Here is a 13831-nt window from a genome sequence, read left to right as displayed (position 1 = left end):
GGAGCGCGCCTGGTCTGGGTGAACGTCCGCTCAGGACAGCCGGTCAACGAGGTGTTGGGTCAGCGCTGGCAACAACACCTCGCACGACGCTCCGATCTTCAGGTCCAGCAGATCGTCCGCGCGGGTTTTGCCCAGATTGATCGCGATCAGGGGTTTGCCGTGATCGGCCACGGTGCGACACAAGCGAAACGCCGAATACGCCATCAACGATGAGCCGACCACCAGCAGCCCTTCGGCCTGCTCGACCCGGGCCATGGCTTTGGCGGCGGTGGGCGGTGCAACGTTTTCACCGAAAAACACCACGTCTGGTTTCATCCGCTCGCCGCCACAGTGCGGGCAGTGCGGGACCTGGAAGCGTTCTTCAAACGCCGGCTCAAGCAGGGTGTCGCCGTCGGGCGCCTGAATGGCGTCGACACCGGCCAGGTAGGGATTCTGTTCCAGCAATGTGACCTGAACGAGGTCGCGTTCGGTGCGCTGCCGACAATCGAGGCACAGCACCCAGTGCAGGCTACCGTGCAGTTCGACGACATCATGGCTGCCAGCCTTGTCGTGCAGGGTGTCGACGTTCTGGGTAATGACGCCGCTGATGACGCCTTGGTGTTGCAGGGTTGCCAGCGCCTGGTGCGCAGCGTTGGGTTGCGCGGCACGCACGCGCGGCCAGCCCAACATCGCGCGGGCCCAGTAGCGTCGGCGTGCTTCGGGCGCATTGAGGAATTCCTGAAACATCATCGGTTGCCGACCGCGACGCACGCCTTCGCTGTCACGGTAGTCAGGAATGCCGGAGGAGGTGCTGATGCCCGCGCCTGTCAGAACGACGAACGAGCGCTCGTTCATCCAGTGCAGCAGGGATTCGACGTCGGCGTGGGCAGGTGTATCGAACATGCACAGGTCCTCGTGAAGACAGCGGTGGGGCGATACTAAACGAGGTGATGCAAATGTGCTCGGTGCAATGTCGCGGGGCCGCGGTCGTTCGACTGGCCGCGTCCCTGTGGGCGTGAGCTTGCTCGCGAAGGCGTCGGTTCAGCGACGTGTAATCCAACTGACACGACACCTTCCCGAGCAAGCTCAGTCCCACAGGGCTTGTGTCACCTTCCAGCCGGGGGCTTAGCTCAATAGCTCGGCAAACGCCTTATCCGCCTCCAGTACCGCAGGCAGGGCGGCGAACAGCGCATCAAGGTCGATGCCTTCGAGCAACGGCCCGTCCACCGCCTGCTGCGCTTGCGGCGTGGCACCCCCGTGGGTGTCCAGCGCATCGGAAATGGTCAGCGCCTGCGCGACGATGCGCGCCTGGGTCGCGTCCCCCGGCGCCTGCATCGGACGCGCCTGGTAGGCGATGGCGTGCTGGATCACGGCCGGCAACTGCCAGCGGCGGGCCAGCTCCGCGCCGACTTCGGGGTAGCCAAAGCCCAGTTGCAGCGTTTCGATCGCTGCGCGCCCGGTGGTCCCGGTCTTGGTCACGCTGTTGATGCGCTCGGCCACCTGCGGCGCGCCGGTCTGGATCAACAGCTCGCCGATGTCGTGCATCACCCCGCAGGTAAAGGCGATTTCAGCGTCTGCTCCAGTTTGCTTGGCAAGTAACCGGCAGATGCCGGCCACCTGAAAACTCTTCAGCCAGAACCCTTTGAGGTCGAAGCTTGGTCCCGCCTTGAACGCGCCGGTCACCGCAGAGGCCAGCACCAGCGTGCGTAGCGTATTGAACCCCAGCCGCATGGCAGCGTCTTCGATGCTTGACGATTCCCGCGCGCCGCGAAAGCGCGCCGAGTTGGCCAGACGCAGGATCTTCGCCGAAATCACCGGATCCTTCTGGATGTTGCGGGCGATGCTTTCAAGGTTAGAGGTAGGGTTGTCGAATTGCTGAATCAGGTCCTGAGCCACTTTGGGAATGCTCGGAAGACTGCTCAAATCCGCGAAGAGTTGCTCGATACCCATGGCATTGCTCCTGTTTCATGTGAATTAGCAACGATAGGCAACATTCGCGGATCTGCACGCCGGGTGTTCGGGTTCTGGTACAGGCGGCACACAAATGGACTCATCCAGTTCGCCTGGCGATGACGGATGGGATCACGGGGACACCGTCAGTCGACTGTCTTCAGATAGCCGTCTGCCAGCTCGATCAGCCGTTCGCGCCCGAAACTCTTGCAATGCCCGCCATGCACCACGCGAGCGGGAAGCGCTCGCAGGCGTCGCATCGTGCGCACGTAGTCCTCGATCGACGAATGGGCGAGGTTGTCCAGCAGTTCGCCGTCATAGATGGCATCACCGGAAAACAGCGTCTGGGTGGACGCTTCCCACAGGCCAATGCTGCCCGGTGAATGGCCGGGCAGGTGCAGCACTTCGAAATGGCGATTACCCAGGTCCACGACATCACCTTCTTCCAGTGTGCGGGTGACGTGGGCCGCCTGGATTTTCCAGCTGCTCAAGTCATAGTCGGGCGAGGGCAGGGCACTGATGATCGGCCCCAGACGCTCGCCGCCGAGGGTGGCGAGGCTGAAGTCGTCAGGGTCGAAATCGGGCTCGACCAGCGTGAAATAGCCATCCGAACTGCGCAGGCCGTCGGCTTCTGCGCTGTGAACCAGGCATTGATCGAACTCGTGATGACAACCGACGTGGTCCAGATGCACGTGACTGGCCACGGCGCTGATACGCTGGCCAAAGAGGTTTTTTGCCGCTTCGCGCAAGCTGCAGATGCCCATGCCGGTGTCGATCACGACGTCCTGATCGCGCCCGCGAATGTGCCAGATATTGCAGCGCAGCCAGGGGGTGACATGAGGTTCGGTGATCAGGGTAATGGCGTCATCGATCTTCTCGAACGAATACCACTGGTCTGCGACTTTTCTCAACATGGCGAACGCCTCGGCCCCGATGAAAGAGGAGAACAGACGCCAGCGTCGCAGGTCGCCGCCGATTTTTAAACCACCTGGGCGACCCTTCGGCGGTTCTTTTTCAGGACGCGTGCGTTGGAGGCGGTTTGTCGGGCAAAAAATCAGTAATATGGCGCAACATCGGTGTGGGCCAGTCCTGTACCGGGCCTTCACGACCATATTGATGAAACACCAGCCTCCACGAACGTCGGGCGCGCTGGTCAGGAAATAGAGGGTGTCATGGGTAACGAGAGCATTAATTGGGACAAGCTGGGTTTCGACTACATCAAGACCGACAAGCGTTTCCTGTCCACCTGGCGTGATGGCCAGTGGGAAAAGGGCACCCTGACCGAAGACAATGTGCTGCACATCAGCGAAGGCTCGACCGCGCTGCACTATGGTCAGCAGTGCTTCGAAGGCCTGAAGGCCTACCGCGCCAAAGACGGCTCGATCAACCTGTTCCGCCCGGATCAGAACGCCGCCCGCATGCAACGTAGCTGCTCACGTCTGCTGATGCCCCACGTACCGACCGACATGTTCATCGAGGCGTGCAAGGAAGTGGTTCGTGCCAACGAGCGTTTCATTCCTCCCTATGGCACCGGCGGCGCGCTGTACCTGCGTCCGTTCGTGATCGGCGTGGGCGACAACATCGGTGTGCGTGCCGCGCCTGAATTCATCTTCTCGGTGTTCTGCATCCCGGTCGGCCCTTACTTCAAAGGCGGCATGAAGCCTCATAACTTCGTGATCTCCAGCTACGACCGCGCCGCGCCTCAGGGCACCGGTGCCGCCAAGGTCGGCGGTAACTACGCCGCCAGCATGATGCCGGGCGCCGAAGCCAAGAAGAATGGCTTTGCCGACGCGATCTACCTGGATCCACTGACCCACTCGAAAATCGAAGAAGTCGGCTCGGCCAACTTCTTCGGTATTACCCACGATGAACAGTTCATCACACCGAAATCACCTTCCGTGCTGCCTGGCATCACCCGTCTCTCGCTGATCGAGCTGGCGCAGAGCCGCCTGGGCCTGAAAGTCACCGAAGGCGAAGTCTTCATCGACAAGCTGGATCAGTTCAAGGAAGCCGGCGCCTGCGGTACTGCCGCAGTGATCACGCCGATTGGCGGGATCAGCTACAAGGACAAGCTGCACGTGTTCCACAGCGAAACCGAAGTCGGTCCGGTGACCCAGCGTCTGTACAAAGAGCTGACCGGCATCCAGTTCGGCGAGATCGAAGGCCCTGCAGGCTGGGTCGTCAAGGTCTGAACCTGACCGAGGCGAACGTGCAATGAAAAACCACCGCCCTTTGGCGGTGGTTTTTTTTGCGGTGGCTTCAGCGACCGGCTTGGGTGGTCAGGTCGGTGGCGATCATGTGCGGCCCTTTGTGTGAGGAGGGCGACGCACCGTGTGAAAGGCGTCGACAGTGCATTCACGTACAGCATTTCACACCTCAGGTTCTGTAAACGCTTAACTGACGGCGGGGTGGATTGCCAGCAAGTGGACTATGGTTCAACCGGGCAGATGTCCCGACCCCGCATGAACCTCGATCAACAAGAAGGTCAATAAAAAGAAGGAAGCTTTATGTTCACACGCGCTGTTTCTCGTCCCCTCCAGCGACTTCGACCACTGACGTTATCCTTGAGTCTGCTGGCGACAGGGATCACACCTGACGCCTGGGCCGCGGATGCCGAATACCCGCATGCTCATGAAACCATCGGCACCGTCGAGCAAATCTACGACGGCGCCATGTTGCCAGACCTGGCCGTGAGCACCTATCGCAACATCGACCGGTTGTTTCCGACCCACACCATCAAGGCCGGCGGTCACCCGTATGCACTGCCCAAATCCGACAAGCCGCTGGGCAACGTCCATTTCACCTACGACGGCAAACAGTACGACCTGTACGACTACGTCGCCCTCGACAGTGTCACCGCGATGCTGGTGATCAAGGATGGCAAGATTGCCTACGAAACCTATCAGCGGGGCAACACCGAGAAAACGCGCTGGATGTCGATGTCAGTCGCCAAGTCCATCACCTCGACCCTGGCGGCCGCCGCGATCCATGACGGCCTGATCAAAGGCCTCGACGCGCAGGTGGTGGACTATGTCCCGGAGCTCAAGGGCAGTGCGTATGAAGGCGTGACCGTGCGCGATGTGCTGATGATGTCCTCGGGCGTGAAATGGAACGAGACCTACACCGATCCGAAGTCGGACCGGCGAGCGCTGCTCAATGCGCAGATATCGCAGAAGCCGCGGTCGGCGGTCGCTCTGATGGCCAAGCTGCCCAGAGCGGCGGAACCCGGCACGGTCAACAACTACAGCACCGGTGAAACGCAGATCCTCGGCGAGGTCGTGCGTGGTGCGGTGAAAATGCCGCTGGCCGACTACCTGTCGCAGAAGATCTGGCAGCCCTACGGCATGGAGAGCGATGCGACGTGGTGGCTGGACTCCACGAACGGCGTGGAAATCGGGGGCAGTGGCATCAGTGCCACGCTGCGCGACTATGGCCGGTTCGGCCTGTTTTTCATGAACGACGGCAAGATCGACGGGAAATCGATCCTGCCCGAGGGCTGGGTCAAGGAGGCCACAACGCCAACCACGCTCAAGGGCGGCAAGAAACTGGATTACGGCTACATGTGGTGGACCGCCTGGACCGACCCGTCGAAAAAAGACGGCGCCTATTCGGCCGTCGGCATTCAGGGCCAGAACATCTACATCAACCCGGCCAATAACGTGGTGATCGTGACGTTTGGCGCACAACCCAAGCCGGTCGACAAAGATCCCATCGATCCCATGGTGTTCTTCGACGCGGTGGTCGCCGCGCTGAAATAGCCGCTTGGTTGAACCGAAGCCGCCCGGATCAGGGCGGCTTTTTCAACCGGTCACTGGCCCAGATTGCCCAGCAGGTCAGCCTGCACGATTTCGATCCAGTATTCGTCCGGGTCGGCAATGAACGCGACATGCTTCATGCCTTTGTCCAGACGCTTGACGAAGGGCACGCCCAACGATTCGAACCGCGCACAGGCGGCTTCAATGTCAGGCACCGAGAAACAGATATGGCCAAACCCGCGAGGGTCCTTGTTGCCATTGTGGTACTGCGACTCGTCGCTCTCCGTGCCCCAGTTGTGGGTGAGCTCCAGCACCGATTCACGGCTGAAGGTGTGGCTCATCCGCGCCGACGTTTCGTCCGGCACTTCACTGCCTTTCGTCATCGCCAGAAACAGAAGCGAGAACTTCGCCTCGGGAAAATCCACCTTGCGCAGCAGGCGCATGCCCAATACGCGCGTATAGAAGTCCAGTGAACGCTCCGGGTCTTTCACCCGCAGCATGGTGTGGTTGAACACGTAATCCTGGGTGACGGCATCCGGCGTCAGGCAGACACCGGGTTGAGTTTCGCTGACGAAGGACATGGCAGGCTGCTCGTGGTGAGTGATCCAGCAGTGTAGAGAGGCCGTTTCGCGGGCGGGTAATACTCGATTACTACGGACCGTCAGGCGCGCCGATCACGGATTCCCGAGACGAGGGAGTCTTTCGCGGTCTAGAGCTGGTTGGAAAACCGTTCCACGGCGCCAACAACCTCCTTGGCGCCTGATTGGATCTCCACGATTACGTTACCGGCCTGCTTCGCCAGCGCCAGCCCCTGTTCCGCTTGCTCGCGGCTCTCGCCCATGCTGGACACGGCGTTATCGACCAGGTTCTGGTTGCGCTGCACCACAGAAACGATTTCCTCGGTCGCCTGACTGGTGCGCCCCGCCAATTGCCTCACCTCATCGGCCACAACGGCAAACCCTCGTCCTTGCTCTCCCGCGCGAGCGGCTTCGATCGCAGCGTTGAGGGCGAGCAAATTCGTTTGCTGGGCAATGCCTCCGATAGTCTGCACGATCGAGCTGATGAGGTGCGACTGACGCCCCAACGCCTCGATGCCCTCCGAGGCTGAAGACATCTGGTCAACGATCTTGTTCATCGTCACCACCGTATCCTGGACCACTTGGGCGCCACGATTGGCACTGACATCGGTCTGCTGTGAGATTTCGTACGCGGTATTGGCGGCGCTGCTGACTTCAGCCTCTCGTTCCACCTGCGGTGTGATGTCGGTCGCGAATTTGACGATCTTGTACAGCTTCCCCATCGTGTCGTGAACCGGGTTGTAGCTGGCTTCGAGCCAGATTTCCCGCCCGGCGCTGTCGATCCGCTTGAATCGCCCGGCCACGAACTCGCCAAGATTCAGTCTGCTCCAAAACGCCTTGTAGTCAGGCGATGACGCATAGCTCGGCTCGCAGAAAATGCTGTGATGTTTCCCGGAAATCTGGTTGAGGTCATACCCGACAGCGTTCAGGAAATTCGGGTTGGCATGGATGATCGTCCCCGAAAGATCAAACTCGATGACGGCCGTTGACCGCAACAGTGCGTGAATGAATTCCTCGTTTTCTCGTGATCTGTTCATGACATCCGTCACGTCCGAACCGAAGCTGGTCATATGCGTGATAGTGCCCTGGTCGTCTTTGACCGGACACCATGAGGCGTGCATCCAGACCAGTCTGCCGTCATGCGCGATGTAGCGATAATCGTCAGTGACGCCCCGTCCGCTCTTCACCGCGTCATTGAAGTTTTTGAAACAGGGCAGATCCTTTACATAGCTGGGGGTCAGCGTCATGAGTGGTTTTCCCAGCAAACTGTCGGCAGCATGGCCTACAAATGCTGCGAAATTTTCATTCACCGCCGTGATGGTCAGTTGCCGGTCTACGGTGAGTTGAAGCATTTCGTCGGCGACCGAGCGCTGCGCCTGGCGCAGCGCAGCCAATTCCGCCTGAAGCAACTGAAGGTCTTGCTTGCGCTTGGATCCAAACATGTCGATAACCGGATTCGTTCAAGGGTTATAAGTCTGTCGGCAGGTTTTGCACGAGCATGAGGCATCGCGGATGCAATAGCGCTAACGCGGTGCGCGGAAGCCCGTGTTATGGAGTGGCAAGCCGTTGCATTCCGGCGGCCCCGCCGCAATTGATCCGACACGGCATTGATGCTTTAAAAACAGTGTATGTCCGTAGTTACGGGCCCAGCTTTTCAAGCAGCGGGTGAGCGGCTAGAGCGCCTGGAGGCTAACGGAAGTGGCCCTGTTGCGTTGTAGTAGACCGCTATTACCTGACGCCCGACAGCGCAACTACTATCAATTGAGCTTGATTGCACCGACAAGAACAATAAAAAGGACAGAAGCCATGAGAGACCTGAAGTTCGATCGTCGCCGCTTTTTGCAAGGAAGTGGCGGACTGCTCCTGGGAACCCTGTTGTTCGGTTCCGGCCCCATTGCACTGCTTGCTCCATCCCGGACCTGGGCACTGGAGATGAACACGCTGGACAGTGCCACCGGCAGCAAACTGTTGCTGGTCATCCGTCGCATATTCCCCCATGACACCATGGAAGACGCGGTGTATGCGTTTTCCGTGAAAGCCCTCGATGAAAAAGCCTCCCAGGACCCGAGCGTCGCTGACACCCTGAAAGAGGGGCTGGCCGATCTCGATCAGCGTGCCGGAGGTGACTGGAGCAAGCTGCCTGAGGACAAGCAGGTCGGCATTCTCAAGGACGTGCAGGGCGAACCGTTCTTTGCGCTGGTGCGCGGGGTGTCGGTCAACAGCCTGTACAGCAACGAACTGGCCTACAAGCACTTCGGTTATGAAGGCGCTTCCTTCCCCAAAGGCGGTTACATCCATCGCGGTTTCGACGACCTGAAATGGCTGCCGACCCCGCCTATCGATGCCAGCCCGAATGTCCCTGCCTGAGGAGCGCAATCATGACGACCTACAACTTTGACGACGATTCAGTGGTGGTCATCATCGGGTCCGGCGCGGGCGGCGGAACCCTGGCCAACGAGCTGTGCCAGAAGGGCGTGCCCGTAGTGCTGCTGGAAGCGGGCGCGCGGCAATCGCCGGGCACGTTCATCAACGACGAATGGCCCTCGTTTGCCCAACTGGCCTGGGGCGACACCCGCACGACATCAGGCAGTTGGCGCGTGGCGAAGGACTTTCCGAATCTGCCGGCCTGGATCTGCAAGACCGTGGGCGGGACGACCACGCACTGGGCGGGCGCCAGTCTGCGCTTTCAGGAACACGAGTTCCGTGCGCTCGATACCTACGGCAGCGTCGAGGGTGCCAGCCTGCTTAACTGGCCCGTCACCCTGGCGGAGCTCGAGCCGTATTACGCCCGTGCCGAAGACAAGATGGGCGTGACCCGCACCAACAATATTCAAGGCCTGCCGGGCAACAACAACTTCAAGGTGATGTACAACGGCGCGCAGAAGATGGGCTACAAGGAGTGCTCCACCGGGCACATGGCGATCAACAGCGTGCCGCGTGCCGGGCGCGCCGGCTGTCAGCAACTGGGTTTTTGTTTTCAGGGCTGCAAGATGGGCGCGAAATGGTCGACGCTCTATACCGAAATCCCTGCCGCTGAGGCCACCGGCAAACTGGAGCTGCGCGCCCAGTGTCACGTCGCCAGGATCGAGCATGACGACCAGGGGCGGGCCAGCGCGGTGGTGTATTTCGACGCGCAGGGCAAGGAGCAGCGGCAGAAGGCGCGCGTCGTCGCGGTGGCCGGGAATTCCATCGAAACCCCGCGGTTGCTGCTCAATTCCTCCAGCAGTCAGTTTCCTCACGGCCTGGCCAACGGATCGGGGATGGTCGGCAAGCACTACATGCGTCACACCACGGGCAGCGTCTTCGCCTCGTTTAACGAAGAGGTTCACTTTTATCGCGGCACGATCATGGCCGGGCTCATTGGTGATGAGATTCACCACAAGCCTGATCGCGGTTTCGTGGGCGGTTACGAGATGGAAACCGTTTCCCTGGGGCCATCGTTTCTGGCGGCGTTTTTCAATCCCGGCGCATGGGGCCGGGAATTCACCGATGTCATGGAGCAGTACAGCAAGCTGGCCGCGATGTGGATTGTTGGCGAGGACATGCCCCAGGAGAGCAACCGCATCACCCTTAACGACAGCGTCAAAGACAAGTACGGCCTGCCTGTGCCCAATGTGCATTACGACGATCATCCCAACGATCTGGCGATGCGCGAACATGCGTACAAGCAGGGAGAGGCGCTGTATTCGTCGGTCGGCGCGGTGAAGACGTTTCGGGTGCCGCCATACCCGTCGACGCACAATCTGGGCACCTGCCGCATGAGCGAAAAAGCGCAGGACGGGGTGTGCAACAAACATGGGCAGAGCCACGAAATCCCCAATCTGTTCATCTCCGACGGCAGCCAGTTCACCACCAGCGCGGGGGAAAACCCGACGTTGACCATCGTGACGCTGGCGATCCGGCAGGCTGAGTTCATTGCGCAGGCTTTGAAAACGAGGGCGGTTTGAAACCGTTCCAGCCCATTGGCCGAACGCGTGTGCTCTGGCTTGCAGAGCACACGCGCGTCTGACAAAACGCCGTCCTATTTAATCCCCAGTCTGTGATCCAGCGACAGTTTGCCCGCGCCCTTGGCGATGATGATCAGCAGCAGTCCGGCCCAGGTCAGGTGGGTGGCCCAGGCGTCGGGGTAGACGAACACCTCGATCACGGTGGTCATGCCCAGCAACGCAAACGCCGACAACCGTGAAAACAAGCCCAGCACCAGTAGCAGCGGAAACAGGTGTTCGGCGTAGGCCGCCATGTGCGCGGCGATTTCCGGGGGCACCAGCGGCAGTTTGTATTCGGTGCGGAACAGCTCGTAGGTACTGTCAGTAATGGTCAGAAACCCTTCCACCTTGGTGCGGCCAGACATCAGGAACACGCCGGCGATGGCGAAGCGTGCGACCAGTGACAGCAGCGAATCGTTGATCAATACGTGAAGCCGGTCTGCGGCACGGCCCCAGATGGCGCGCAGGGATCTATGCCCCGCATGTTCGGTGCGTACGGTGTCCATGGTGTTCTCCATTTGCCCTTGGGTTGCCCTTAAGTCAGGGCTGTCAGGTTCGGGTTGGGCCGTCAGGCAGGCTCGGTTGCTGTAAAGGCGTCGGCGCCGACCAGACGAGTCAGCAGGTCCAGTATGTCCAGCGACGGCTCGATTTCTGTCGCTTGTTGCGCGGCGTGTTCCAGTGGTGCTCCCGCTTTACAGGCATCGAGAAAGGCGCACTCGCCAACCGTCAGCGGATGCCAGGTGACGACGCCGCCACTGCGGACCAGCAGCGCCCCTTCGCCGTGCCAGGCAAGCGCCTCCGGCATCGGAGTCTGTTCGCGGTTGTGCCGCCAGATCGTGAATGCCGGCTGATCGGCAAACCACCGCCATTGCGAGGCACGACGGGGTTTGAGCACGAGGGTGGCCAGCTCTTCAGGGCGCAGGCTGGCGAGGCGGGTGACATCGATACCGGGTTCTTCCGCAGCCGTATGGCACTGGTTCCACAGCAGATCCAGCCGCGCCACGTTGCCGAGGTACGGCATCGGCTGCGCGTGCTCGAAGCGGTCGAGAAACTCGGGAAAGCCGCTACCGTGAAACACCAGCCGGGCATCGACCGGTGGCGCGTGCCGTGCATGGATCGCGGCCGCCGCCACGAACCAGTCGCTGCCTACCAGGCGCTCCACGGTGGGGAAGCTGGCTTGCAAGGCATCCACCGCACCCTTCATCACCGTGTTGCGGTACACCGAGAAACCGGGTTGATCGGTGAGCAGGGTGAGCGTGTCGGCTTCGGGGTTGTACAAGGCCTCGACGAAGAGGTCCTGGAAATCGGTCAGAGACGGTTGCATGGCAGCCCCTCCAGCAGGGATTGAGCACGGTCACGTTCCAGTAACAGCTCGTTGAACGGCGGGATGTGGTCGTCCCGCTCGATCAGCGTCGGTCGTGGTCCTGCGCGTTGAATCAAGCGCCGGTACAAGGCCCAGACCGGTTCTGCCACCGGGGCGTCGTGAGAGTCGATGAGCAAGGCAGCGCCTCCGGGGTCGGTGCTGTGCCCGGCCAGATGAATTTCCATGATGGCCTCGCCGGGAAACGCGTCGACGTAGGCGTTGGCGTCATAGCCCATGTTGTGGGCGCTGAGAAACACGTTGTTGATGTCCAGCAACAGGCCGCAGCCGGTGCGGGCGCTCAGCTCGGCGAGAAAGTCGGTTTCACTGAACTCGTGACCTTCAAGGTGCACGTAGTGACTCGGGTTCTCGACGGCGATGCGCCGCTGGAGAACGTCCTGCGTGCGCTGAATGTTGTCGGCGATCCGCTGCAGGGCGTGCCCGGTGCGAGGGAAGGGCAGCAGATCGGGGTGGTACTGACCCCGCCAGGTGGACCAGGCGAGGTGCTCGGAAACAAGGGCTGGCTGAACGCGGTCGACGAGTGTCTTGAGCCGCTGCAGGTGGTCGACGTCGGGCGCGCAATCGGCCGCCAATGACAGAGACACGCCGTGCAGCGACAGCGGGTGACGGCTGCCGATCGTTTCCAGCCATGCCAGGCGCGGGCCGCCGTCGATCATGTAGTTTTCCGGATGGACTTCAAACCAAAGACCCTTGGCAGCGCAGTCAAACGCGGCTTCGTAGTGGTCGGCCTTCAGGCCCAGTCCGGCACCCAGTGTGAGTGATGTGTTCATGATCGACGCCTGCCCTTGCGATGGTGTTTACGGTGTTGCTTCGCGCGTTCGCTTTCGCTAGCGCCCGAATTACATCGGGGTCAGCGAGCCCATGCCGTGCGGGGTTTTGATCGAGGTGCAGGTGCCGGCTGGAACGTTCTTCCAGGCGTTGGTCTGGTAGTCGGTCTTGGCGGTGCCTGCGCAGGTGGTGCCAGCGCCCGCTTTGCAATCGTTCTTGCCAGCCATGGCCACGCCGTAGCATTTTTCCATCGCTGGAGCGTCGGATTTTTCAGCGGCCATTGCGCCGGTAGCCATGGAAGCGAAAGCCAGAGCGGCGGCAGCGAGTTTGAGGTTGTTCATGTTGTTTCTCCAATTACCTTGATTGAGGGTGGTCGCAGCACCGGCGTGTGAGTGACGCTGTGCATCTGATCCGAAAGGTAGTTCGCTGGAGAAACGAAGACGGTTACAGCCGGTTGAAAATATTTTTAAAACGTTCGGGTATTACTTCACCACGCCGTACTCCACCAACAGGCTTTCCATCCAGTCCATGAACACCCGGCAACGTTGCGGCAAATGTCGGCGGTGGGCGTAAAGCAGTGAAACGGGCATCGGAGCAGGCCGGTAGTCGGGCAGAATTTCCACCAGCTCGCCCCGTTGCAGTTGGTATTCCCTGGATAACAGCGGCGCCTGGATGATACCCAGTCCGCCCAGGCAGGCCGCTTCGTAGGCTTCGACGTTGTTCACTTTGACGCTGCAGGGCATGGTGACGCGGTAATCCTTGCCGTCGCGGCGGTATTCGAACATCGAGGTGCCTGCGCCAAACGCGCTGACGTAATCGATCAGCAGGTGCTGCTGCAGCTCTTCCAGCGTGTGCGGCACACCGTGACGTTCGGCGTAGCCTGCGCTGATGCAGTTGACCATGTCCAGATGGCCGACGTTGCGTGCGACCAGCGACGTGTCTGGTAACTCGCCCACCCGCATGACGCAGTCGAAACCTTCGCGCACGAGGTCGACGCGGCGATCGGTACTGCTGATTTCCATTTCGATGAGAGGGTGCAGGTCGATGAATTCCTTCAAGCGTGGCAGCACCAGCCTGCGTGCCACGGCCGTGGGCATGTCGACCCGCAGACGTCCACTGAGTGCGGCACTGTCCTGGCGAAACAGGCTTTCGACTTCGTCCATTTGTGCCAGCAGATCTTTGCTGCGCTCATACAGCACCTGACCGTCCGGGGTGGTTTGCACCTTGCGGGTGGTGCGCAGCAGCAGGCGTGTATTCATCAATTGCTCAAGGGCACGTATCTGCTCGGAGACGCTGGAACGGGGCAGGCCGAGCGCGTCACTGGCCAATGTGAAGCTTGACAGCTCGGCAACGCGAACGAAGGTCCTCAGCAGGTCGAGTTTGTTCATCGCTGTTCCTCCAGATTGTTCGTAGTTTTCGATCAGTCATTTCGTT

General features: G+C 60.6%; 13 protein-coding genes and 2 pseudogenes. 4 read left to right on the top strand and 11 right to left on the bottom strand.

Going from position 1 to position 13831, the window contains the following annotated elements; translation table 11 throughout:
* Window positions 1-30: 30 nt before the first annotated feature.
* From BMY73_RS20620 to BMY73_RS20610, 3 genes are all read right to left on the bottom strand, one after another.
* Window positions 31-882, bottom strand: a complete 852-nt coding sequence (locus BMY73_RS20620) for an NAD-dependent protein deacetylase (protein ID WP_092409340.1) — start codon at window positions 880-882, stop codon at window positions 31-33.
* Window positions 883-1104: 222 nt separating this feature from the next.
* The gene (locus BMY73_RS20615) at window positions 1105-1929 is read right to left on the bottom strand and encodes an HDOD domain-containing protein (protein WP_092409338.1); all 825 of its coding nucleotides are present in this window, start codon (window positions 1927-1929) and stop codon (window positions 1105-1107) included.
* A 146-nt stretch (window positions 1930-2075) separates the two neighbouring features.
* Window positions 2076-2843: an MBL fold metallo-hydrolase gene (locus BMY73_RS20610; protein ID WP_062381905.1), complete on the bottom strand. Its 768-nt coding sequence runs from the start codon at window positions 2841-2843 to the stop codon at window positions 2076-2078.
* 258 nt (window positions 2844-3101) lie between these two features.
* Between BMY73_RS20610 and BMY73_RS20605 the strand changes: the two genes are divergently transcribed.
* Both BMY73_RS20605 and BMY73_RS20600 read left to right on the top strand, forming a co-directional pair.
* Window positions 3102-4121: a branched-chain amino acid aminotransferase gene (locus tag BMY73_RS20605; protein WP_092409336.1), complete on the top strand. Its 1020-nt coding sequence runs from the start codon at window positions 3102-3104 to the stop codon at window positions 4119-4121.
* A gap of 315 nt (window positions 4122-4436) precedes the next feature.
* A complete protein-coding gene (locus BMY73_RS20600; RefSeq protein WP_092409334.1) occupies window positions 4437-5687 on the top strand; it encodes a serine hydrolase domain-containing protein in 1251 nt (416 codons plus the stop codon).
* Between the two features lie 50 nt (window positions 5688-5737).
* Here BMY73_RS20600 and gloA read toward each other — a convergent pair whose 3' ends face one another.
* The 3 genes and pseudogenes from gloA to BMY73_RS28945 all read right to left on the bottom strand — a co-directional run.
* Window positions 5738-6265 (bottom strand): lactoylglutathione lyase, encoded by a 528-nt coding sequence (gene gloA / locus BMY73_RS20595; RefSeq protein WP_092409332.1) that lies wholly within the window; start codon window positions 6263-6265, stop codon window positions 5738-5740.
* A gap of 128 nt (window positions 6266-6393) precedes the next feature.
* Window positions 6394-6828: pseudogene (locus BMY73_RS28950) on the bottom strand (methyl-accepting chemotaxis protein); the annotation flags it as partial.
* 99 nt (window positions 6829-6927) lie between these two features.
* A pseudogene (locus BMY73_RS28945) lies at window positions 6928-7704 on the bottom strand (PAS domain-containing protein); the annotation flags it as partial.
* A 364-nt stretch (window positions 7705-8068) separates the two neighbouring features.
* On the opposite strand from BMY73_RS28945, the gene BMY73_RS20585 reads away from it, so the two are divergent.
* The gene (locus tag BMY73_RS20585) at window positions 8069-8629 is read left to right on the top strand and encodes a tat (twin-arginine translocation) pathway signal sequence (RefSeq protein ID WP_092409328.1); all 561 of its coding nucleotides are present in this window, start codon (window positions 8069-8071) and stop codon (window positions 8627-8629) included.
* 11 nt (window positions 8630-8640) lie between these two features.
* Complete coding sequence (locus BMY73_RS20580) at window positions 8641-10209, top strand: GMC family oxidoreductase (protein WP_092409326.1); 1569 nt, start codon at window positions 8641-8643, stop codon at window positions 10207-10209.
* A 74-nt stretch (window positions 10210-10283) separates the two neighbouring features.
* Here the strand turns inward: BMY73_RS20580 and BMY73_RS20575 are convergent, their stop codons facing one another.
* The 5 genes from BMY73_RS20575 to BMY73_RS20555 all read right to left on the bottom strand — a co-directional run bounded on the left by BMY73_RS20575 (window position 10284) and on the right by BMY73_RS20555 (window position 13785).
* Window positions 10284-10754 carry a DoxX family protein gene (locus BMY73_RS20575; protein ID WP_092409324.1) on the bottom strand — a complete coding sequence of 157 codons (471 nt, stop codon included), beginning with the start codon at window positions 10752-10754 and terminating at the stop codon, window positions 10284-10286.
* A 62-nt stretch (window positions 10755-10816) separates the two neighbouring features.
* On the bottom strand, window positions 10817-11572 hold the full coding sequence (locus BMY73_RS20570; protein WP_092409322.1) for an HvfC/BufC N-terminal domain-containing protein: 756 nt from the start codon (window positions 11570-11572) through the stop codon (window positions 10817-10819).
* Window positions 11557-12399 carry an MNIO family bufferin maturase gene (locus tag BMY73_RS20565; RefSeq protein WP_092409320.1) on the bottom strand — a complete coding sequence of 281 codons (843 nt, stop codon included), beginning with the start codon at window positions 12397-12399 and terminating at the stop codon, window positions 11557-11559. Before BMY73_RS20565 ends, BMY73_RS20570 begins: the two co-directional genes overlap by 16 nt.
* Before the next feature lie 69 nt (window positions 12400-12468).
* Entirely contained in the window at window positions 12469-12738 is a 270-nt protein-coding gene (locus BMY73_RS20560; protein ID WP_062381895.1) for a BufA1 family periplasmic bufferin-type metallophore, read from the bottom strand.
* Window positions 12739-12879: 141 nt separating this feature from the next.
* Window positions 12880-13785, bottom strand: a complete 906-nt coding sequence (locus tag BMY73_RS20555) for a LysR family transcriptional regulator (RefSeq protein WP_092409318.1) — start codon at window positions 13783-13785, stop codon at window positions 12880-12882.
* Between the last annotated feature and the right edge of the window lie 46 nt (window positions 13786-13831).

The sequence above is a fragment of the Pseudomonas sp. NFACC02 genome (assembly GCF_900110765.1).
Lineage (GTDB): Bacteria > Pseudomonadota > Gammaproteobacteria > Pseudomonadales > Pseudomonadaceae > Aquipseudomonas.
This window is presented reverse-complemented; position numbering and strand designations above follow the sequence as displayed.